The 21933-nt window shown below is 41.4% G+C and carries 18 protein-coding genes; 11 read left to right on the top strand and 7 right to left on the bottom strand.

Annotation, left to right across the window (positions count from 1 at the left end; all coding sequences use genetic code 11):
• Window positions 1-171: 171 nt before the first annotated feature.
• From FD724_RS34540 to FD724_RS34530, 3 genes are all read right to left on the bottom strand, one after another.
• Window positions 172-897, bottom strand: coding sequence for a hypothetical protein (locus tag FD724_RS34540; protein ID WP_256874689.1), 726 nt, complete (start codon window positions 895-897; stop codon window positions 172-174).
• A gap of 93 nt (window positions 898-990) precedes the next feature.
• A complete protein-coding gene (locus tag FD724_RS34535) occupies window positions 991-1230 on the bottom strand; it encodes a hypothetical protein (protein ID WP_094345602.1) in 240 nt (79 codons plus the stop codon).
• Window positions 1231-1471: 241 nt separating this feature from the next.
• Entirely contained in the window at window positions 1472-1630 is a 159-nt protein-coding gene (locus FD724_RS34530; RefSeq protein ID WP_073642922.1) for a hypothetical protein, read from the bottom strand.
• A 312-nt stretch (window positions 1631-1942) separates the two neighbouring features.
• On the opposite strand from FD724_RS34530, the gene FD724_RS34525 reads away from it, so the two are divergent.
• The 6 genes from FD724_RS34525 (at window position 1943) to FD724_RS34500 (ending at window position 7277) form a co-directional block, all read left to right on the top strand.
• Window positions 1943-2512, top strand: a complete 570-nt coding sequence (locus tag FD724_RS34525; RefSeq protein ID WP_179076197.1) for a hypothetical protein — start codon at window positions 1943-1945, stop codon at window positions 2510-2512.
• A 590-nt stretch (window positions 2513-3102) separates the two neighbouring features.
• Window positions 3103-3612, top strand: coding sequence for a hypothetical protein (locus FD724_RS34520; protein ID WP_179076196.1), 510 nt, complete (start codon window positions 3103-3105; stop codon window positions 3610-3612).
• A gap of 12 nt (window positions 3613-3624) precedes the next feature.
• The gene (locus FD724_RS34515; RefSeq protein ID WP_179076195.1) at window positions 3625-4293 is read left to right on the top strand and encodes a hypothetical protein; all 669 of its coding nucleotides are present in this window, start codon (window positions 3625-3627) and stop codon (window positions 4291-4293) included.
• Window positions 4294-4553: 260 nt separating this feature from the next.
• The gene (locus FD724_RS34510; RefSeq protein ID WP_179076194.1) at window positions 4554-5195 is read left to right on the top strand and encodes a hypothetical protein; all 642 of its coding nucleotides are present in this window, start codon (window positions 4554-4556) and stop codon (window positions 5193-5195) included.
• Between the two features lie 64 nt (window positions 5196-5259).
• Entirely contained in the window at window positions 5260-5829 is a 570-nt protein-coding gene (locus FD724_RS34505) for a hypothetical protein (RefSeq protein ID WP_179076193.1), read from the top strand.
• Window positions 5826-7277, top strand: a complete 1452-nt coding sequence (locus FD724_RS34500; protein ID WP_179076192.1) for an ATP-binding protein — start codon at window positions 5826-5828, stop codon at window positions 7275-7277. Before FD724_RS34505 ends, FD724_RS34500 begins: the two co-directional genes overlap by 4 nt.
• 19 nt (window positions 7278-7296) lie before the next feature.
• Here FD724_RS34500 and FD724_RS34495 read toward each other — a convergent pair whose 3' ends face one another.
• Window positions 7297-8580 (bottom strand): pentapeptide repeat-containing protein, encoded by a 1284-nt coding sequence (locus FD724_RS34495; protein WP_179076191.1) that lies wholly within the window; start codon window positions 8578-8580, stop codon window positions 7297-7299.
• A 951-nt stretch (window positions 8581-9531) separates the two neighbouring features.
• On the opposite strand from FD724_RS34495, the gene FD724_RS34490 reads away from it, so the two are divergent.
• The 4 genes from FD724_RS34490 to FD724_RS34475 all read left to right on the top strand — a co-directional run bounded on the left by FD724_RS34490 (window position 9532) and on the right by FD724_RS34475 (window position 16024).
• Window positions 9532-9867, top strand: a complete 336-nt coding sequence (locus FD724_RS34490; RefSeq protein WP_306297116.1) for a four helix bundle protein — start codon at window positions 9532-9534, stop codon at window positions 9865-9867.
• A gap of 76 nt (window positions 9868-9943) precedes the next feature.
• Window positions 9944-10513 (top strand): site-specific integrase, encoded by a 570-nt coding sequence (locus tag FD724_RS34485; RefSeq protein ID WP_179076190.1) that lies wholly within the window; start codon window positions 9944-9946, stop codon window positions 10511-10513.
• A 200-nt stretch (window positions 10514-10713) separates the two neighbouring features.
• A complete protein-coding gene (locus tag FD724_RS34480) occupies window positions 10714-11328 on the top strand; it encodes a hypothetical protein (protein ID WP_179076189.1) in 615 nt (204 codons plus the stop codon).
• Window positions 11329-11389: 61 nt separating this feature from the next.
• Complete coding sequence (locus FD724_RS34475) at window positions 11390-16024, top strand: SEFIR domain-containing protein (RefSeq protein ID WP_179076188.1); 4635 nt, start codon at window positions 11390-11392, stop codon at window positions 16022-16024.
• 103 nt (window positions 16025-16127) lie between these two features.
• Here the strand turns inward: FD724_RS34475 and FD724_RS34470 are convergent, their stop codons facing one another.
• Entirely contained in the window at window positions 16128-16592 is a 465-nt protein-coding gene (locus tag FD724_RS34470; protein ID WP_256874692.1) for a hypothetical protein, read from the bottom strand.
• Window positions 16593-16785: 193 nt separating this feature from the next.
• On the opposite strand from FD724_RS34470, the gene FD724_RS34465 reads away from it, so the two are divergent.
• Window positions 16786-17277 (top strand): TIR domain-containing protein, encoded by a 492-nt coding sequence (locus FD724_RS34465; protein ID WP_179076187.1) that lies wholly within the window; start codon window positions 16786-16788, stop codon window positions 17275-17277.
• A gap of 517 nt (window positions 17278-17794) precedes the next feature.
• Here FD724_RS34465 and FD724_RS34460 read toward each other — a convergent pair.
• Both FD724_RS34460 and FD724_RS34455 read right to left on the bottom strand, forming a co-directional pair.
• Window positions 17795-18805, bottom strand: a complete 1011-nt coding sequence (locus tag FD724_RS34460; RefSeq protein WP_256874691.1) for a GUN4 domain-containing protein — start codon at window positions 18803-18805, stop codon at window positions 17795-17797.
• Window positions 18806-19050: 245 nt separating this feature from the next.
• On the bottom strand, window positions 19051-21933 hold the full coding sequence (locus tag FD724_RS34455) for an ATP-binding protein (RefSeq protein ID WP_179076186.1): 2883 nt from the start codon (window positions 21931-21933) through the stop codon (window positions 19051-19053).

The following is a 21933-nucleotide window of genomic DNA, read 5'->3' as shown; positions in this document are numbered from 1 at the left end:
TCTTTCTGTCTAGATTGCTGGTGTTACAATGGCTTAACACCTTGAAAGGTTTGATAAGATTACTATTAGGGATATTAATTAGGCTGTCACACCCGATAACCCCAATTCCACGTGAATAAAAATCAGAAAACCTCGGTATCCCAACGGGACACGGGGTTTTCACCTTTTAGCCTATTTGTACTTGGCTAACCAAGCTTTGACAAACTCAGTTACTTCCTCCTCTTGAATAACAAACGCAGTCCCTTTTCTCCTGAAAGCCAGAATTTTCATACTTCCCACCTCTGAATAAAGATGTTCATTGTGAGTATTAGCCGCCTTGGTAGGAGGCCATAAGACTAAAACTTTTGCTGTGGGAGTCTTTTGAGCTTCACGGGAAGACATCAAAAACTTATCTCTGTTCTTGTTGAGCCACTTCTCGTAATCTGCCAACTCCACAAGTGGGCAGGGTTGCCACAGTTTTAGTCCATTCTTGTCTTTGCGTTTAACCTGTAAAACCTCTCTAGCTTCGTTGTAGACAATTTCTCTATCTCCTTTTGAACGGATGGAGATAAACAGGTGAGTTATTCGCGGAAATCTCACAAACAAGTCGATAGGGTTGTTGTTTTCTACCGGAAGTGTTGGGAAAACTTGCACTCCTTCGTTTTCAAACTCATGGAAAATTGAGGTTCCTAATTTTTCTAATCGTGCCAGTTTTTGAGTTACTACCAATGGCTTGTAAGCCAATCCAAAAATTAACCAACCTAACGGATGCACGACACCACCCGTACCCAGCGCAAGACCACCAGCCGCTAGAGCAACGGTGGATTGATAGTCTATCGCCTCCCTAATTTTTTCAAACGCTGCTTGGTTGTGCAGTGGGAGTTGCAAATCGCTTGGTAGGTCTTTCACTGTTAACATTTGCGACATCAAAAAATAATGATGTGAAATAGTACTAGCTGCTCGATTTTGCCTTACGGGGCTAACGTGCCTATGAGTTTACGCAAGAGTAGTTCACGCTACATCTTTCACTGTAAAACCTTTGCTACACCACTGAACTAGCAGCCATCTATCAGATTCTTTATCTAAAGCTGGCTTAAGGCGGAAAGCAAAAAAATCTTCCCAAGCCTCTACCCCGTGTTGTGTAACGAATTGTTTTTCAACTTCTTTAAAACGTTCCCAGTTACGATCCGCGATCGCGGTCAGCATTGGGATTAATTCGCTTACTGGTATCTGAGTAGTTGTTTCACTCATCTGGGTATCCCTCAAAAATACAAATTATTGGTAAAGGTTCTATCTTGGTATCAACAACTTTAACTAATCGTATTCCCCTTTTTCTGCTTATCCGTTTGCAGTGTTGCTCTGAAGCAGCAGGCAGCCAATATCTAGTCTCAGCTAGTGGGTCAAATTTTCCCTCAACACGCTCTATACCGTCGTTTGGCTGATTTTCTTCGGTCAAATTACCTCCTGATTTTGTTCTGCGCGATCGCGTTAGTTATTTGTCCTTTTCCTCCTTTTTCTTATCTATTGCTTGCTCAAGCAGCATTGTTATGAGGTTGTTAACGGTTCGATGCTCATCCTCAGCCCATTCCTTAAGAAACTCGTGCTTATCTGGGTCAAGGTAAACCATGACTCGCGGCTTTTTACTAGGCATCTTTACAGGTACATATAAGTACTATCGCTTGTCAGCAATTGTCACCTTAATAAGAAAATTTGGGAAGGGAGTTGCACTTGTTAGTACCTGCTGCTAATATATTAGTGTCAAGGTTATCGATGCGTCAATAACTTAAGGCAGACGCAAGTAATACCCAAGCGCAAAACGCTAAGGCGATTTCCTTTCGAGGGTTGCAAGGGTTGCAAGCACTGTTTTGAGAGCATTCAACTATTCACAGCAATATCTGCATTGCGTCCGTTCATTTTCAACGGTCGCGGTAATTGTGCGTGTCTGCATCACGAGAGAGGATTCATGCATATCAATTTACGCAACTTAGAAGCAATCAACGAACTACCTTTTGAGAGAGTAATGCTTAATCAAAATCAATTACGAAGGTTAGAAGCAATAGATCGCTGGCTCAGAGAAATTCGAGATTCGGAGGAATTCAGGCAACTGGAATATTCCCCAGACGTGATGCTAGGCGACGCAATCCAAGCAGTAGGCGAACTATTGGACGAACACGAACCCTATGATTACAAGCCCTTGAATTTTACTGATTCTGAGTGGCATTCATATCTAGAACAAAAGCCAGTAATGCACATTCGCCGCGTGAAAACTTGGCGTGAAAAGATTAACTCATTCATACTTAATGGAGCGTCATCAGTAGCAATTGTGAGCTTGGTAACTACTAGTTTTATGGTAGTTGGTTCTATCTTTTGTCACGGCTTTGACCGGATTGAAGAAGGCAGAGGTGAGGAATATCAACCCACATGGATTTACAACGCCAAAATTTTTGAAGGAAGCGCGATCGCATCTATCGCCGTCTTCCTGGGTGCAAGCTTGACGGGCGCGTGTGTCGCGGGAGACAAGAATGATGATTGATAAAGAGCTTGTAGGATGCGTCACGCTATTGAGCCAGAGCAAAACTTACTGGATTAATGGAACGCTGTACAGATATTTAACAAGCAGTGACAGTATCAACCACACACAATATTATTTCCGTCCTTTACCGCGTCAGTCTAAGAGTGCTGACTTAAAGCTCAATCGTGACAAGGTGCTAAGGCGCTGCTACGAAGTGCCGAGCTTATATAAACAGCACACAGCAGAGATAAATCACAACTCAATACAGTTGAGTTTGTTCTAACCATTGGTAACATCTATTACCGCGCGTCGCGGACAAAGGCTTTGGTACAAGCGCGTCAACTAGTCCAAAAGGGGCGTATTCGCGGGGGTAAACGAGAAAGTGTCAGTATGTCTTGAAAACTGACAAAGCTTGTTATTACGTGGTTATAGCCTCCCAAAAGTAAGTTCTTCATGATTTGTCAGATTTATTTTCCAAGGTTATTGATAGTCGTCAGCTAACTGCTGATATCAAATAACTGGATTCAGCTAATTACATACATCAAATACCTTGGACTTATCTGGAATGGCAGTTAATTTTATACACACTTAAGCATTAACCAGGAGAAAATGTGGCGACGAAAGAGTATATAGCTAAGTATCGCCAGTTGAAACAGATTTACGAGCGTGAGTTAAACAAACAGATTGCTGATATTACTTGGTATCGAGTGGTAGCAACCTTAAAGCAACACTTCAGTTTTGAAGTACAGGCAGTTGATGCTCAAAAGATAGTTGAAGGTTTCGCTGGACTAAAACGGCGCTACGGCAGTTTTACGGGTCGTGGTGAGGGGTTTACGGAACGCTGGCAGGCATTTAGACATTTCTATGAAATAGACGCTCAATATCAGGGGGGAGAGTTCTTAAAGCTTCTTGCAGACTATCTAAAAATCAATCTTGACGATGTACCACGCAGCACTCGTTACTACTGGTTTGAGAAAGCCGGACTATCTTTCAGCGCTGAAAATATTTACCACTGCAAGGATTTAGCCCTTGTTGCGTTTATTGCTGCTAAATGGGCAATTAACAAGCGTTCACAACCGATGAAATCCGCAACCATCTCAGTTTTAACACTAGCCCTATAAGGAGCAATCATCATGTCTGACAAGTTTACTAACAATGTCCGCGCTCGTTTGTACAAACAGGGTTATCAAGGATTCACTAAGGACGATTACACCTCAGCAGCGATCGCTGTCGAGTGCGATGACCTTGACAATCCCACCAAAGAGCAATTGAGCCAAGCCGTTGATTATCTCAAAGTCAAATCGACAAGCCAATTATCTGTAGTTGATGAACTCGTTGAAGAAACGTTTTTAGTAGGGTCAGAAGATGCACAAGCTGACCCAGAACTTGATAACAGTCAGCTTACAATCGCCTCACCAGAGATTAACAGCATCACTGTAACAAGCTCAGATAAGCGTCAAATTGTAACAGCCCAATCATCGGCACTGGGGTTTGAATTAACCGAACAAGAAACATTAAGTATCGCTTCCGAGGTTGACGACACCTTTACCGACTACAGCCAATTCATCAGTACTGTAACGGCTGCAATCAAGAACTACGTTGATCAGAAATTTGATGTCATTGAGCAATCATTTGAGACTAACGCCCAAGACTTGCGAGAACACGTAAGCAACAGAGCTTCTAGATTGAACCAAAAAGTTAACAACTTCTCAGGAGACATCAAAGCGGATATGGGAGTCATCCGCCAAAACATTAAAAGCACCCAATTCTCAATCCTTGCAAGGCTCAAAGCGGCTCAATAGCAATGACTTGACGCTGCTTGAGTGCTTGGGTATTCGGTGGGTGAGAATGAGCTACTTCTCAAGGATTGCTGTTAGTTTATGTGCGCTCGGTGCTGTGATTTTACCCTTGTATAGCTGGGTATATCTGCCAATGCTAGAGCAATCAAGCTATCAGCAATATCTCAAACGAAAGTCAAATATTGAGCAATATGTAAGGCGAATGGAGTATCACTGCAACAAAACATTTACCCCATCAAAGGAGTATCGCTGTGAAAAGTTCAATGAAGCTAAAAAATCTGGTAACTTCCAAATCACGCCACCTAGAACGCCAATTAAAAACTAAATTCAATGCCTCTACCAACTTAGTAGTCAGAGCGCTAACAGGCGATAAATCAGCCCTGAAGCTGATAGGGCAAATGGGTAATGACGGGGCGAAGATTAGTGAATTCGCCCCACAAGTTAGAGAGCAGATGTTAGCTGCTATCAAGGGGACTGAGGACTTAAATATAGTCCTGAGCGACATCTACAAACAAGCAGGTGTTAGCGGCGAGAAGATTGAAAGAGCAGTACAGTCAGCAATTTTAGCTGATACTCATCTAGCTAACATCCTAGAAGAGATGAAGCTTGATTTCGCTTCATCCAAGGAGAAAGAAGCGCTACGCCATCAACAAGCAACAGACCATCTATTGCTCAAGGCATGGGTGGACAAACACATGATGCAAGTTGATGGTGAATATAAGATGTTACAGGCGGAATTGCAGACAGATATTAGACAACAAACAATTGACCTGCAACATGATAGAGAACTGGGCAAGTATTACTTAGAAATGGGTGATAACGCTCGTGATGACTTTAAACCTAAAAAGCAATATGCAGAGCGCTCAATTGTACAAAAAATCAAGGATGCTCTGCTAGGTTTCTGATAGTTTAAGCCCGACAGCCACAGATGAAAGTGACTGTCGGGCAAGTAAATATCCTGACAGTTATATGACATACGACATTGAAGAGTCACAAGACGAAGTAGTAAGCGAAATCGCCCCAGATACGCCGTTACCAAAAGACTTGATAGAACATTTGGAGTCGCGCAAGCAGCACCGTAAAGATGTTATCAATACAACTGAAAAATTGACGAGATTCTTTGTCGGCTGGTCGCTAAATTCTACGGGATTCTTTATAGCTAAATATCTCTTAATAACTGGCGGTAGCGTTAACTTGTGGTTGGCAATTTCACTCTCGTTTTCTATATGCAGCGTTGGCTCTCTGGCTGGGCTAACGGGCTTGAGAGTTAATTACAACAGTGATGGATTAGAGGTAGATAATATGCAAAATCTTTTAAAAACTGCTGGGGGCTTGGTATTTGCAGGTATCACAACTTGGTTAGCAGTCAAAGACCATCAATATTTTGAGAATTTGACTAAAGAAACAGTCACGCAGATTAGCCAAGATATCCAAACCATTGAAAAACAGAACCCGCAATCAGACCCTTGGGTAAGTATTGCAGTCGCGTTGGCTTTATTCATTGGCTCTATTGCAATTATTTTTAAGGGGCGGGAATGAAACAAGGTGTTTTCGAGTTAGCGCTGGCTGGTGTGTGTGGTGTAGCCGCAATCATCGGGCTGGCAACATCGCAAACACGCCAGCCCTACGATTTAACACAGATTCAGTTCTGCCCAAGGTCAGCAAACGGCGTACACAGCCAAATAGCTTTGGATAAGCGTTTTTGCAACCAGCCGCGTTTTGTCCTGACTGAAGAATGGCAACGCTACGGATTGTATGGCAGCATCATTCCCTACAAGGGTGATGCTATTCAATGGGTGCGTGATTTGCCCACAGACAACCCTAATCAGTTGCAAGGATATGGGATTGCAGTTATTGGGCTATGGGGTGTCGTAGGTTGTTTGCTCGTGCGTTCGCAACGCCTCAAGCGCACAGATTACGAATTGGGCGAACTCGAAAAGACTAGCGACTATGCAACTTGGCAGCACAATTTGCACAAACGTGAAGTTAAGCAACATTCGACCCAGCTTTATACTGAACGCTTAAAAGATGGATTAACTGACCTAGACGTTCATTCTCGTAAAGAATTGGGGCTAACCGATGAGGAAAATGAACGCGCTAAGGCTCGAATTCAGCTAGAGGACTTTATGAAAGCCCGTGCTGTTAATCATTCTGTGATGGATAAAACCATTGCTGAGAACCTTCGAGACAGGGCGAAAGCGGAGCAAGAACGCGGCAAGATTGAGGGTAAAACCAAGGGAGCGATCGCAGACAGTGACAATCAGCAATCTGTTGATCAGCAACGAGCAAACCAACTGATAGAAGCGCTCAAAGCTCATGAGGATGGCTGGTTGTGGAAGATTATCGACAATCAAAAACCCGTTTGGGTGCTAGGAGAAGCGGGAAGCGGTAAATCAACTCTAGCAGCGTCAATTATCATGCTTAGAGAATATTTTTTTGATATGCCCTTGTATCAGCTTATAGACGCTCACGCCGGGGAGAATCTCAGAAATGCATGGAGATACTTAAGCCCTCAGTTGATAGCGCAAACAGAATCAGAGATAGGACAAGCTTTTGATGATGCCCGTTCACGTTGGCTAGACAGAATTAACAATCAACCTGATAAGCAACCGCAACAGTTACTAGTTGATGAATTCACTAACTATTCTGAGTCAGACATCACCAAGGAGCCTGCCAAAAAGTTTGTTAAAGCATCTCTTAGCGACCCTAGAAAAGCTGAAGAAAGATTAGTCTGTATCGCCCATTTCTTCACTAATACTGCTGTTGGTGGAAGTGATGGAACTGCTAAAGGTAGAAGCAGAGGCACTATTCAAATTGACCGCAAAACCGCCGATGGTAAGACACCTCTTCAAGTTGCAACAATCAACGGTTTAAATAATTCTCTTGGTGATGCAGAAGTAGATAAAAAGGTGACAATTCCAGCTTGGTTGACTCCCGAAAGCATTCACAAGCATTTCAACGGCCAGCCAATTGATTTTGATGATTAATTGCTAGAGAATCATGGACTTAGCTGTTAATAACTGGGCTAGAGCGGGTGGCGGCAGCGTTCTCTGACGGGAAACCAAGCAAGACGCGAAAATCTTTATTATAATTTCCTTTATCCCAATTTTTGGCTTTCTTAACTTGCTCTGAAGTTAGGTTTTTGGCATCTTCTAGGTTAGCACTATTGAGATTGGCATCTTCTAGGTTGGCACCTTGTAGGTCGGCACTACTGAGCTTGGCACTACTGAGCTTGGCACCTTCTAGGTTGGCACCTTCTAGGTTGGCATTACTCAGGTTGGCACCTTCTAGGTTGGCATTACTCAGGTTGGCATTACTCAGGTTGGCACTACTGAGGTCGGCAGTATTGAGGGAGGCACGTTCTAGGTTGGCATTACTCAGGTTAGCAATTACGAGGTTGGCAGTATTGAGGGAGGCACCTTCTAGGTTGGCACCTTGTAGGTCGGCACCTTCTAGGTTGGCACGGGTGAAGTTGGCACCTTGTAGGTCGGCACCTTCTAGGTTGGCACGGGTGAAGTTGGCAGTATTGAGGTCGGCACCTTCTAGGCTGGCACTACTGAGGTTGGCACCTTCTAGGCTGGCACTACTGAGGTTGGCACTATTGAGCTTGGCATTACTCAGGTCGGTATTATTCAGGTCGGCATTACTCAGGTCGGCATTACTTAAATCCAGATGTCTTATAAGTTCTGCGTCAAATAAAAATCGAATAAGACTTCCCTTTCGTTGTGCATCATTATCCAATCTTCGTAGCACTGACAATGTTTTAAAACGTGCTATGTCAAGCATCGTATCTAGCTTTGTATCTAGCTTCTGTTGTCTCGAATCTGTTTTTTCATTAATTAATATTTTTAGTTCTTTATCAATCAGCAATTCTGACATTCGATCTATATAAGCTTCTAGGGCTTGCTCACGTAAATTTCTGTCTGCTATTTCTTTTTCACTCTGAGCTTGTTTTTCAGCTTGCTCTTTCTCCTCTTGAGCGCGTTTATCAGAACGCCTTTGTTCCGTTCGCTCAAAATAAAATAGTGCAAACGGAATGGCAATTGTCCCCGAAAGTCCCAACCAATCCCACAATGTCTTAGCCGATTGGAAGTTTTCAGTTTCCTTTTTGGTTATCTTAAGAACTTCTTGAGTTTTAGGATTAATTTCTTGTTCTGTGGTTACTGATTTATTTGAATCTTTTCCAATACCAGTCCACTCCCCAATGCTGTTAGAATAATACAGTGTTGAAATAATTCCAAACATAAAAGCCAAGACAGCAGCAATTCCTATCAATAGCTTTAGTCTCATTAAATACTCCTACCACATTCGGTATCAATTTTTATAACCTTCGTTTTCGGTAATTTAATATGCTTCAAGTGCAAGCATATTAAATACACAAAAATAATGTAAGAGATTTTGACTATTACTTTTGATTTGAGTAGGCATTGATCTGCTATTGAAATTCAACGCCTTCTAAAACAACTTGAGGTAACGAATTCGGTGACAACTGAGGCTGATCAAATTGATTTCATCAATGATGAAACTACTCCTAGCTTCAAGCGTCGTGTAGTTGGCGCGTTACAGGCGAGTGGCTTAGGTATCCATCTGAAGTCCTTTTGACTCGCTGCCAAATTACCAAAGAGTAGATATTTATTGGGTTGTTATCACTGAAAAATTTGAAAACTAAATTAGACCAAAATCAAGAACTGGGAGTAGAGCAGGTGGCGCAAGCGGAGTGTCGGGGGCGGGGGTGCAAGTCTTGGCCACTCCACAAGCGGATTTATACCCGTCCCCGATACCACCTGCTCTAAGCGAAGCGGCTCCCAGTTCGGTGGGGAAAGCGGAAGATCGGGAAATATTGTCAACCAGAACTGTCGCTACAGTTGATATCACACATTGATAGCAACGATTGATCAACCAGGGGTATAGAAGGAGTATAGACAGTTGAGACAGCCCCAACATGAACGAATACTATTGGTGCAGATCATACCTGCAAGTGGTCATCGCGTTATAAGCATAAGCAAGTTTAATCAGCCAACGTGAGAATGCGGGTTGTAGCGGTCGTGCTTGAGGGCTGATTGATAAGTCTGGGTTAATCGCCTGAATTGGTGAACGAAAGATTAGGCTTTTCGGTCAGTTACATTGTGTTATTACACAAAGACCATGTAGGATTGTCGAGGGGAGATTGCCGATTGCAGATTGGGGGAGAAATGGACAAGGAGCAGTTTAAGGAGAGAACCCAATACGAGTGCTTTACGGGTGATTAATTTAGTTGAAGCCTTACCAAAAGACCAAACAACCTCACAAGTCATAGGCAAACAATTACTCCGCTCAGGAACGTCAGTAGGAGCCAATTATCGGGCAGCTTGTCGTGCCAAATCAACGGCTGAACTGATCACCAAGCTCAATATTACATTAGAGGAAGCTGATGAATCACTTTACTGGATGGAACTGATTGTCAAAGCGAAATTAGTGGACTCTAACAAACTTCAGAGCTTGATGCAGGAAGCTAACGAAATTGTATCAATGCTGGTGTCCTCTCTCAAAACCTTGCGGTCAAAACCCAAAGATTCTCGAATTTATAACCCCAATTAATCAATCTCTTGCTTCAATCTTCCTTCTACAATCTCCAAAAACAATCTAAAATCTGCAATCTGCAATCTTCAATGAAATGAAAATCAACCGGTTCGGCAGGGCAGAAATCCTTACACCCGACCAAATCAATGTCCTATTTACTGAGGGCTTTGTCAACCCACGCGATCGCGCTCTATTTGGCGTGTGTCTTTATGCTGCCTGCCGGATCAATGAAGCTTGCACTTTAGCCGTGAAAGATGTGTTTGGCAGCAACGGTGTCAGAGGGGTGTTGGTGCTACGGAGTGTCAACACCAAAGGCAAGCGGGACACCAGGGAAATTCAAGTGCATCCCAAGCTCAGGCAGTATTTAGAAGAGTACAACCCTAACCGCCGCAAAGAGTTCTTGTTCCCTGGTCGGCATGGACTCTTACATATCCATAAGGTAAGTGCTGATAAAATCCTTAGAGATACCTGTGTGCGGCTGGGGATTGAGGGTGTTAGTACCCACAGCTTCAGGAGGACGGCGTTAACCCGGATGAGCGATGCTGGAATACCGTTGCGCCACATTCAGGAGATATCGGGGCATCGGACTTTGGCAGCTTTGGAGCGTTATCTAGGGGTAACTGAGAAGCAGAAGCAGAACGCGATCTCTGCCTTGGACTTTTGAATATTTCTATACCAAATTCTATATGGGAGGAATTAGCGAAGGTGTAAAAGTGAGTAATATCACTAAAACTAGAACCCCAATTAGGCAACTAAAGTATAGATCAATTGGTTGTGTAGAAAAAACTAACGATGGTCTTTAGCCTAGAAATGACGGGTTGGCAGACCAGATACTGTATTTTTATCTGTACCATTTGCAACAGTATGAACCAAGCAGAAAAAATCCAACAGATTGTGAGTAAGTATGGTAAAACATACGTGGTATTAAGCTTTGGGTCAGCTGATGGGGGTGCGATGTTTGGGCAGTGGTTGCGAGAGGAAATTATGAAGCAAAAAGGCTATACGCAGCCTAACAATGTCTACCTGGATACTTTTGGGCTAGATAATGTTCCGGGAACTAGGCATGAAATGAAGCTAATACGTCCTACAGCTGGAGGTCTTGCTTCTCTCAACGAAGCCTGGGACGAATACTACAGATACGCAGTATCAACAGCACACACTATGATATTTGTGGCAACAGCTGCCTGGTATAGCTCATCCTACTGTAGACGCGAACTGGAGGATCACTTCTTTGAGGAAAACCAGAACCGTTCCCAAAACGGAGAACACCCACTTTACGGAGTAGTCCTGATATTTCCCGATAGCAAGAAGTATTGTAAATATTATGATTTTGAGCGCATGGGAGTGACAGTTATCCCAACCACAAAAAGCTACGTGGTGGCAGATGAAAAAAAGAGGTTGACACTTACTGGCCACTATCGCGATTTCTGGATTGTAGATCAGGAAACTCTCCAAAAAGTGGTACAAGCTATTAGCTAGAGTGGCAACCGATTATCATGGATAAAAGTGCTAATCATTCCCATTTCTATTAAATAAGATAATGAATTCTGGTTCTGCTCCTCCAAAAGTCTTTATTAGCTATAGTCATGATTCAGAAGAACATAAAAAGCGTGTGCTAGAACTTGCTGACCATCTGATAAAGGGGGGAGTTGATTGCAATATTGACCAATACGAAGTTTCTCCATCTGAGGGTTGGCCTCGGTGGATGATGAATCAACTCGATTGGGCTGAATTTGTCCTTGTCATCTGTACTGAGGTGTATAATCGTCGCTTTCGAGGTCACGAAGAAGCGGGGAAAGGTCGAGGAGTGACTTGGGAAGGAGGAATTATTAGTCAAGAACTCTATGATACCCACAGCAAGTCTAATAAATTTATTCCGATTGTTTTTTGCGCTCAAGATAGAGAGCATATCCCAATTGTGATTCGTGGTTATACCTCATATCTTCTAGAACAAGAGTATTTTTTATTATACCGCTACATCACAAATCAACCACAAAATACTAAACCTGCACTGGGTCACATCATTCCGTTACCACCATTACCACGCCGCGATCGCCAGCAATATTTTCTAGACGAAACCCACTACACAAATTTACGCGCAGAATTTCTTGATGCTTCTAAAGGATTGCTAAATTGGCAGAGAACACTAGGTAATGACCAACATATTGATCGTCTTGAGTTAGACCAGCTTCTAAATCGCATAGAATCAGAAGAATCTTCCACAACAATTGTTCTTGGTATTCCTGGTTCTGGAAAATCTGCATTGTTAGCAACGCTAGGACATCGTGTAGTTGATAAAGGTTACGTGCTACTGGCAATCAAAGCTGATTATCTGAGCAATACAATTAATAACCTTGAAGATTTGCAAAATGATGACCAGGTTCATTTGAGCATGAATCCACGAGATGCAATCAAAGCTGTTGCCAATAAAGAACGAATTGTACTGCTGATAGACCAACTCGATGCAGTTGCGGAATTGCTAGATAAACTACCGGGAAGATTAAATGTTTTACTCAACCTGATTCAATCCATTGCTGGAACAAAGGGAATCCATATTATTGCTACTTGCCGTGAATTTGAATTCCATCACGGTAGCCAATTTGCTCGGCTTAAAGGTTTTGAACCTTTATTTCTTAGCTTGCCAACATGGGGGCAAGTTTCTCCTTTATTAGAAAAAGAGGGGCATATACCCAATAGTATGGGGGAACCGTTACAAGAGTTATTGCAAAACCCTTTACATTTGAAGCTATTTTTTGAAGTTGCTAAACCTGGAGAAGTTTTTGATTCCTCCCAGAAGTTGCTAGATAAGTTGTGGGAAAATCGAATTCTCAATCAACCAAAACCAGAAAAATACATTGACTTTTTAGAACGATTGGCACAACGTATGAAGGATGAGGAGGTATTGTGGTTGCCTACTTCGGTAGCCGATCACTCCGTAGAAGTCAGTCGATATCTTGAGCAAGCAGGTATTTTGATGCTTAATCGAGATAATTCAACTCTTGGTTTTTGCCATCAAACTTACTACGACTACACATTGGCTCGTACTTTTGCCCGTGGTTCTTCTGCATCTTTGGTCGATTTAGTGCTGGAACGTCAGGATGGTTTGTTTGTTAGACCTATTCTCTTAAGAAGTCTCAATTATGTACGCGGAACATCTCCCCAACAATATCAACAGCAACTGCGAATACTGTTGAAGAATGCTGATGTGAATAATCACTTCTTAAAAAATCAAGTTGCCAAGTTAGCTCTCAAAAGCTTAAGTCATTTGTCTGGCAAAATTCGACTTCGGGTGTTGAATTTTTGGCAATTGCTGCAACTTATTTATGTGCGAACCCATATTTATACGCTACTGATTGAATTTGTAGGGTCACAAAATAAACCTGAACTTATCGAGGCTGAACTTCTCATCCCCCTTCTCAATTCAAAGACAGAAGGACCAAAAGTTTTAGATGCGATGATTGGTAGCCCTGGTTGGTTCACTCGTCTCTGCCATAGTCCTGAGTTTTGGCAGTGGTTAGAAAAGCAGCCTAATGAAGCTGCTTATTGTTTTTCTATCTTATTCACAGCGACTCAGTTTGCAGTAGATGATGTCTGGAATCTCCTGGAAAGGTACTGGCTGAATGAGGCAAGATATGATGTTCTGAGTATCAGGATTATGCTGAACATTCAGCAGTGGAATTCTGAGAAAGTCTGGCACGCTGAACAAATAATTCGGCGTTCCAATATAGATTGGTATAGTGTTTCTGTAATTGCAGAAAGAGTTTTAGAAAACTTACCAGACCTTGCATCAAGAATTATACGCGCTCATTTGGATTATAAATTAGAACAAGCTATTGCTGAAAGTAATAAACCAATTCCCGAATTACCACCTGATGCAGATGAGGCAGAAAGATATGTTCATGCCTATAGACATAATACCAAAACTTTCTTCAGAAATTTACTTGAAAATAGAAGTAATTTTTATAAACTAGAAATTTTTGCTATAAGAAATCCAAAAGCTTTTTTAATATATGTTTGGTCTTGGTTTACTGATATATTAAGCCGGATTGTAGATCAAGAAAATTATCAAAAAAATAGATACTATGAAGACAACCTAATTAGTTTAGATTTTGATAGAGGGGAAATTATACAAGTATTTTTATTGGCTATTGTCCAAATAGCTAAACAAGATAAACAGAGTTTTATAGATTTTTTTGGTAAAAATATTAGCTCGGATTTCCTGCTGATTCACCGCTTAATTGCTCACGGATTAGTAGAGATAGCATCTGAGGAACCGCAGGTAGTATTGAATTACTTACTTGGAGATGCTAGACGTTTTACTTTAGGAGATTCTAACAATGTCTATAAGGAAACAAAGTTACTCATAGAATCAGTTTGTCCCTATCTCCAACCTCAAGATATAGGGGGTATAGAACAAGCAATTCGTAAATTTATCTACTACTCTGTAGACAGGGAACTTTCGCCTGAAATAAAGTTAAATTTCTTGCAGTATAACCGTCAACATCAACTTAGGCTTTTATTCACTATACCTGAACAATATCTAAGTTCAGATGCAACGCGATGGCGCAACGAATTAATACGTGCTTTCCCCTGGATTGTTAATGGAAAAGAAGAGAGTTATCCTACAATTGCACACATTGTAGGTTCACCGATGACAGTAGAGGAAATGAAACGTGCATCTGACAAAAATTTGCTGAACTTATTTAATGAACTAGCAGACATAACAGATACAGATTATATGATGCGTCAACGGAATTTGTCTCGTGCTGGGGGTGCATCATCACAGGCTTATGATTTTAGTAAACTAGTTAAAGATGATCCAGATCGTTTTATTCGTATTCTTCCACAACTTGAGCCACAGCGTCATGAAATGTATGCTGGTTATGCGTTGAGAGAAATAGCAGAAACTGATTTTCCAGTAACTAATTTGATTCAGCTTGTAGAAAGCCTTGAACAACGTGGATTTGTTTCTGAAGAATATCGATCAGATGCAGCATCTGCTTTAGAAAAAATTGCAGAGCGTAATCTAGGGCTTCCACAATCAATTCTCTCTTTGCTAGAGAATTGGTTATCAACACATACAAAGCCAGATTTATCCCAATATCGTGACGAAGAAAAAAAAGGTTCACACGATCTAAAAACACCAGTTCTTTTTGGCTTAGGTGGCTCACATTTTCTACCTGATGGTAGAGGTGCAATTGTAAGAGCGCTCACTGATGGTTATTTAAAGCAAAATCCCCCAGATTTAGAAAACTGGGCAAAGTTTATTAAGTCTCAGCTAGAAGTAGAACAACATCCAGCAGTTTGGGTAGATATTTTAACCGCTATGCCCGCTTTATTAAATGGCGATCGTACTCAAGCAACTGAACTGTTTGATAAAGTGATTCGCAATTGTCCTCAGATATTCTACTACCGATTTACGCTTTTCTGTATTTCACGCAATGTTGGATGGTTTGAACCACAAGAAATAGTTCAAGGTTGGCTAGAAATGCTTTTAGCAGAGGACTCAAGCTTTTGTCATCAAGTTTATGGAGAATTATTGCTAATTCACTATTTCCAATATCAGGATGAATGGTCAGTGGCAAGAATTCACCATCATCTTACAAGTCAGGATAATGAAGCTATTCTTTGTGGTTTAGCTCATGCAGCAAGCTATTTGTGGGGTCAAAATAGATGTAGGGTGATTGCCGCAGAAATTCTCTACTGCCTTGCCCACTCTACAATAGAAGTTATTCAAAGTGCTGTGGCTAATGTTTTTAGTCGTAGTCAAGAGCATTTTGAGTTAGATTCTGGAATGCGGCAACTAATTCAAGCAGTGTGTAATAATAAGCCAGTACTTTTAAAAGCGGCTTCAGATATCATTGAAATCATTGAAGATAGAAATTTAGTTGATACAGAACCTCAAGTAGTATCAGAAATTTGCCAGAGTATACTGAGCAAGGTGGGAACAGAAATCAGAAATCCAGCAATAGCATTAGCTTTGGTAGCTGAAATTCTCACGACAATTGTTATTAAGTTACATCGTCAAGATAATTACCGTGAAATTGGTCTAAAACTTTTTGAACAACTACTTGCTTTAAATTTGAGAGAAACTCTATCTGCTCTGGAAGTTCTTGATCGCAGACCGAACCGGCCAAGCTTATATGTAGCTCCTACAAGAGGTACCCTGCAATGACGTTAACTTTTGGTCAGACTATGACTATGGTTCACAATTTTGTCATGGAATGGGTAAAATCACAAAACCTAACTTTTTACTGCAAGATAAAAATTAACTTTTCCTAGAGAATTAGGTATCTTGCAATGATTACAGTGAATATCAATGTTAGATAAAACGGATAAATAGAAAAAGATAAACTAGACGTAAACAATAAATTGACAACATTCATACCTTTAGGCGGCTTTAAAGCAAAGAGCTTATCAATTGTAATTTCACCAAAAGAATGCATCTCTTTTACAAAATCATTATAAATTTGACGAAAACTCCGTTCTTGACCCAGATAGTAAGAATCTAGTAGAAAGAAAAGTACTATTGGTATCAACGATATCCAAGCGTAATTAGGTTTATTTTTATCTGCAATCACCACGAGAATTGCTGACACCAAGGAAATACACCAAGTTTTGCAGTTAGCACTATTAGATGCCATCCGCGCAATAACCCCCTGCAAAATATTCAGATAACTTTGCACAGCATCGGACTCAAACGTTACTTTAGTTGGTTGTGACTGTGGACTAGAGTTACTCACTGACTTTTTCAACTACTGCTATATGTTCTTGGCTAAATTTATTGTAACTGCAACTGTTTACGCATTCACAATCATAACGAATATTGCAAAAATTTTCGGTCTACTGACATTGATTCTTTATATGTGCTAATACTATAAAGTTTGAGGATAAAGTGTATTAAACTTTATTTAGTTTCTTAGGCAAGAACAATTTATGGCACGTCGTGCATTCTTCAGCTTTCATTACCAAAGAGATATTTGGCGTGTTAATCAAGTCCGTAATAGTTGGGTTGTTCAACCTGGAAAACAACAAGCAGTGTGGTACGATGCCTCACTATGGGAAGAAGCAAAAACCAAAGGTGAGACTGCCCTTAAAAATTTAATTAATGATGGACTGACAAATACTTCTGTTACTGTCGTATTAATAGGAGCAGAGACATCTAAGAGAAGATGGGTTAACTATGAAATTGAACAGAGCTTTGTTCGTCAAAAGGGGCTTCTTGGCATATACATTCATGGATTGAAAAATGTGTTAGGTCAAACTGACATCAGAGGTGAAAACCCTTTCAATACCATCTATGTTGAAACTAATAATCAAAAAACTTATTTTTCTGAGTTATACCCAACTTACGACTGGGTTTTAAATGAGGGTTATAAAAATATTGGCTTATGGATAGAGGAAGCTGCTAAGAAAGCAGGAAGATAGGGCTAGATATAGCGTCGCTGACACCAGGGGCAAGATAGTACAAATTCGCCTAAAATGGGATTGCGTAGTATGACAGTAACATGACTCAATCCCTGATTATTTCGTAAAAACCTTGTGCCAGCTTCGTCTAATGAGAGGCAAACAAGGCTTGAATGATTTCTAAAGAAGCAATAGTTAAAAAGCTTATGTAGTGATACTTTCAGCCTATCTTGCCCCGGATGTCAGCTATGCTATATCTACGCCTTCCTGTCCAAAACAAATTTTAGTGCCTTCATAAGAGATAGAACCATTAAACATAGAGGACTGACGAAACGTTGAAAGTTCTCGTTAGAATACTGCACGCGAAATAAAAAACCAAATGCGTTATTAAAATGGAATATTAAGACAATTATTTGGAAATTTATTACAGAATGGCCTAGCGCTAACACAGCTGTCATGAGAGGACAAAGATACCGTCTGGCACACCGTCCTTGCCTTTGTGTTCCAACGGACATGATATGACCCGCTAGTTCTTTTGTCACCCTATCATCTCACAAGTTATAAGACGAGAGAAGAGTAGCCCAGTCAATTCTAGAACTGAACTGCTAGCAGCACCCTGAATGGCGAATATCGAATAATCAAATTCTTTTAGCTGGATAATAGCCGGGAGATGTCCTTCTGGTGCTAAGGTATTAAAAGTCACATTTGAGTATGCTATCCAATATTTACTCAACCATCCCTTCCTCCATCCGACACGATTGCCAAACTCTCCGTAGTAACGATCAACACTTTCCCAAATACGTTTTTGTACACTAAAGCCAAAGCGGCTTTTACTGTATTTTACCCAAAGTTGGTCAATAGTGAGTAAGTCTGTGCAGGGAAAGTGTGTAATAGATTCATAAGTTAGCCAGTCTTCTCTACCAGCTGCTTTAAGCATGACAGTAAGAGTTTCTTTATCTGCTTCTTCCCACCGTTCTGCTTGAAGCAATTTACGTAGTCGAGTATAGTCCACACTTTTTTTATAACTGAGGTCATCACTTGGCGCTGGGAAGGTCGTGATTATAGGATAGTCTATCCCCTTTTCAGAAGCAACATCTTCCAAATTGACAGAATCTAACTGGCGTTGGCTTGAAATTTCTTGTTTTAATTTTTCAGCAATGAGGTTTGCAATTGAATTAGCATTAGACCATTCTATGTATCCAATAGTAGGTAGAATTCCAGGTATCTCTGTATTGTCCAGACGTATAGGAAGAATGTATTCTTTATTTTCCTCAAAAGCACGGGCTTGGGCCGCCTCACGTTCATGGTTTGTCCACAACTTTTTACGATAATGTTGTGAAAGAAACATAACGCAGAAACGAGCTTTCCTTTGGTACACATCAGAAAGGTGAGTATATAGGTTCTTGCCCCAAAGTGTTGCTTCTTCGTATTTGTCATAAAAGACTTTAATACTACGGGCTTTTAGAACTTGTGCTAATTCTTCAGAGCATTTACGGTCTTCCCCTGCAAAGGAAAGTGCAACGTCATAATAGTAATCCTGATTTGACATATTGTTCATTACTTATTACTAATATTTATTACTGTTTCTACGGCTTTCTCTGCTTCGCTACTTCCGCAATAATATTAAGTGACACAGTGAAGTTATATAAACTCTACTGCAATTTCTATCCTATTAATAAACTTTTTTCACCTTCACCACGTAAACTGGAAACTAAAACCGAGTCGGTTGACCAAACCTCAACGTATCTTCTAGGAACGAAAGCCAGTGTCAACTTCTGACCCTCCATGCCGCATTCAAGGCTTACGAAGAGTGTGAATTTCTCCATGTTGCCGAATGTGTTCAACTAACCGCTTAGTTTCACCACCAGCTAATTCTAGTTCTCTGAGATTACCCACCAAAACAAACAATTCCTTTGCCCTACTAACGGCTGTATTCAGTAAATTAGGTTTGCGGTTGAGGAACCAAAAACTATGCTCTTGGTGGCACTGGTAAGCAGAGAAGATGATGGCTGCTTTCTCTCCGCCCTGAAAGGTGTGAACTGTGCCAATATCATCCCAAGAAAAGTTTCGCCAACGGTTAGATAGTCGATACTTGAGCGCGTTCGCTTGCTGCGAAAACGGCGACATCACCCCAATTGTTTTTGAGTTGTCATCCGAGTTAGTAGAATACCCATGTTTTAGCAAGGACGCAATTATAGTTTCTACAGCATCAATTTCTTCTGGATTGGTATTATGGGTGTGGCTTCCTTCAACGTGGTAAGCCAGCAGATGCTTGACCGTTGCAGTCTGCTGACCACCTGAAAGGATTTGTAGACCACCGGGATAGTTGGGGCTGCAAAACTGAATAATAGACGGGGTGCAACGGTAATGATTAGAGAGGATAATGCCGTTGCCTAAGTCGGATTCTGTGCCATTAGCACCAGCAGCACGATGATAAGCCGTAGCTGTGTATTTGGCAGTGGGGGCATAGCGATAGTAGTCTTCATTCCCCATGCCCATATCCAAAAAAGCAGTTTTCAGATATTGTTTGATAGTATCGTCGCAAAGGTTTACGATTGGCTCGATTTGTTGGGGGTCGCCAGCAACTACTGCCTGTTGCGATCGCACCAGCAAGGGAAATAATTGATGTATAAGAGTTGTACCTGCCTCATCCACCAGTGCCAGCTTGATGATATTGGGCTGAAGAATTGGCAACATATTACGCATTGATTGAAGGGTGGAGGTAATAACAGGGAAAATCAAGCTCAAGTCACGGTAGATAGCATCACTATCACTTTCCAGTTTGAGCAATGCCTCTCCGTCTCCCGTCAAGACGCTGCCATAAGTTGACAATGCCCTCATAACGCTCTCCTTGCGTCGGAGAGTTTCTTGCAACAGAAAAGCCCAGGCACGTTGAAACAGTTCTACCTGTAATTGGTGATAGTCACGGTAAAAACGATTGTATAAATCCCCTTGTGGGTAACTATCGATTTGTTTATGAATTTGTTGATGTCTGAAAAGTTTTAGCTCTAGTTCATTATTAAAAGCTGTTAGTTGGGTTTGAACTGAAGTTACTTTCCGGTTAATATTCTGCCATTGCTGTGAAAAATCTAGTTTTTGGGTAACAGAAGCCTGGGCTGCGGTTAAACTAGGGTGATCAAGGGGGGTCTGAAAAGGATGAGAGGAAGCCAAGGTGTTTAACACAGCAGCGTTGATTCGCAAAGCCAACCGGCGGAAAATTCGTTGATCGGTAGTAGCATTAAGCCAGTTCAAGGCGCGTTTGGTGATGGAGTCAGACTCTTTTGGTAGCTCTCGTTCTGCCTGGGATAAAGCTTCTTGTATCTGCTGGTAAGCATCAATGGGAAAATTTTCGTAAGGAGCCAAACTTGATAGTTGTTCAGTTAGGGCTTGTAACTTGGAATCAGTAGCAGCAATCTCGTTATTGAGTAATTGGATTTCTAAATCCAGTTGCGATCGCTGTTCGGCATCAGTGACTTTTTGAGCAGTATTCAAGCGGTCTTGCTCTATGAGTTGCTGAATTTGACTTTCTGCTTGCAGTAGTTCGAGTTTAGCTTGCTCCCAAGACTCATGATTAAATTCAGTCTGACGCAGCCAATCAGTGTTTGATTGCAGTTTGGGTAGAGTTTCCTTACGGATATTAGTTTGGTTGCCGCCTGGAAGATAAAACTGTTGAGCAGGAGAATTTCTAGTCAGTCGTTGTTGGAATTTTTTAACTGTGCTGTTATTAGCGCCGACAAAGAATATTAAATTATTTGCATCATCTTCACCGCAAACAAGCCGTAACGCCCGATTCACTACTTGCTGTGCTATGAGGTGCAGAAACACTTCTGTTTTTCCAGTACCGGGTGGCCCACAAACAGCAGTTAGTAAGTTCTCTTGGGCGTGTTTCAGGACAGACGCTTGAAATTCATCAGGTGCATGAGAGGGAAAAGCTCCCCAGAATATCACCTCATCTCTGGGTGATTGTGGCTGACCCCAGAGGTACTGCATTGCTGGGTGCGTTTCAGTTAGCCATTCCGCCTTAGAGTCCGGTTGTTGAAGTTCCTTGAATATTTCTTGCAGATCAAGTTTCAGAAGGGCATTGTAGGGCGTAAAGTCGCAGCGAAGCAAATAAGGTTGTCGAGAGGTTTTGTACTTGACTTCGGGTAAATCTACCAGTTCAAGAAAGTCTCGAAGCGTTGGGAATCTTCCTTTAAATGTATCTTCTAAAAATTTTCCAATTCCTGACGCAACAATCAGTGATTCGGTTTGCTCCTCCTCTAGCCCGTACAGCCGCATCAAATTAACAACCACTGGCTGAAACTCGTACTCGGTCAAGTCCCAGCCAGTTTTGCGGTAATTACCTTTGAATATGGGTGAAATATCAATTGTAAACAGAGGCAGATATTTCAGCTTTTGGTCTTTGCCCTTGCCGTTGATTATATAAATTTGTGGGAAAGCAACAGCCATCTGAACATCATTTTTGTTCCCTCTTTTGGCTGCTTGCTGCTGTTGCTGGAATTGCATAAATACTTCGCTATCTAACAGTAACTTGTTACCAACAAGCTGCACTCCCTTATCTACTACTTTTGAATAAATATCTGAAGAACGCTCGACCTCGGCTTGAGTCAGTTCTTCTAACCTGATGTAGCCTAGCCAAGCTTGTACTATCTGGATAAGTTTTTCTGACTCTAGCAT

It is taken from the genome of Nostoc sp. C057 (assembly GCF_013393925.1).
Lineage (GTDB): Bacteria > Cyanobacteriota > Cyanobacteriia > Cyanobacteriales > Nostocaceae > Nostoc > Nostoc muscorum_A.
Note: the sequence above shows the minus strand (reverse complement) of the source record. Positions and strands in the feature narration are given on the sequence as shown.

Coding starts and splice junctions, on each gene's coding strand:
- FD724_RS34485 (WP_179076190.1), top strand. CDS start 9,944: ATGAAAATCAACCGGTTCGGCAGGGCAGAAATCCTTACACCCGACCAA.
- FD724_RS34510 (WP_179076194.1), top strand. CDS start 4,554: ATGAAGCTAAAAAATCTGGTAACTTCCAAATCACGCCACCTAGAACGC.
- FD724_RS34495 (WP_179076191.1), bottom strand. CDS start 8,580: ATGAGACTAAAGCTATTGATAGGAATTGCTGCTGTCTTGGCTTTTATG.
- FD724_RS34460 (WP_256874691.1), bottom strand. CDS start 18,805: ATGTCAAATCAGGATTACTATTATGACGTTGCACTTTCCTTTGCAGGG.
- FD724_RS34540 (WP_256874689.1), bottom strand. CDS start 897: ATGTTAACAGTGAAAGACCTACCAAGCGATTTGCAACTCCCACTGCAC.
- FD724_RS34525 (WP_179076197.1), top strand. CDS start 1,943: ATGCATATCAATTTACGCAACTTAGAAGCAATCAACGAACTACCTTTT.
- FD724_RS34475 (WP_179076188.1), top strand. CDS start 11,390: ATGAATTCTGGTTCTGCTCCTCCAAAAGTCTTTATTAGCTATAGTCAT.
- FD724_RS34535 (WP_094345602.1), bottom strand. CDS start 1,230: ATGAGTGAAACAACTACTCAGATACCAGTAAGCGAATTAATCCCAATG.
- FD724_RS34530 (WP_073642922.1), bottom strand. CDS start 1,630: ATGCCTAGTAAAAAGCCGCGAGTCATGGTTTACCTTGACCCAGATAAG.
- FD724_RS34505 (WP_179076193.1), top strand. CDS start 5,260: ATGACATACGACATTGAAGAGTCACAAGACGAAGTAGTAAGCGAAATC.
- FD724_RS34465 (WP_179076187.1), top strand. CDS start 16,786: ATGGCACGTCGTGCATTCTTCAGCTTTCATTACCAAAGAGATATTTGG.
- FD724_RS34515 (WP_179076195.1), top strand. CDS start 3,625: ATGTCTGACAAGTTTACTAACAATGTCCGCGCTCGTTTGTACAAACAG.
- FD724_RS34455 (WP_179076186.1), bottom strand. CDS start 21,933: ATGCTAGAGTCAGAAAAACTTATCCAGATAGTACAAGCTTGGCTAGGC.
- FD724_RS34500 (WP_179076192.1), top strand. CDS start 5,826: ATGAAACAAGGTGTTTTCGAGTTAGCGCTGGCTGGTGTGTGTGGTGTA.
- FD724_RS34480 (WP_179076189.1), top strand. CDS start 10,714: ATGAACCAAGCAGAAAAAATCCAACAGATTGTGAGTAAGTATGGTAAA.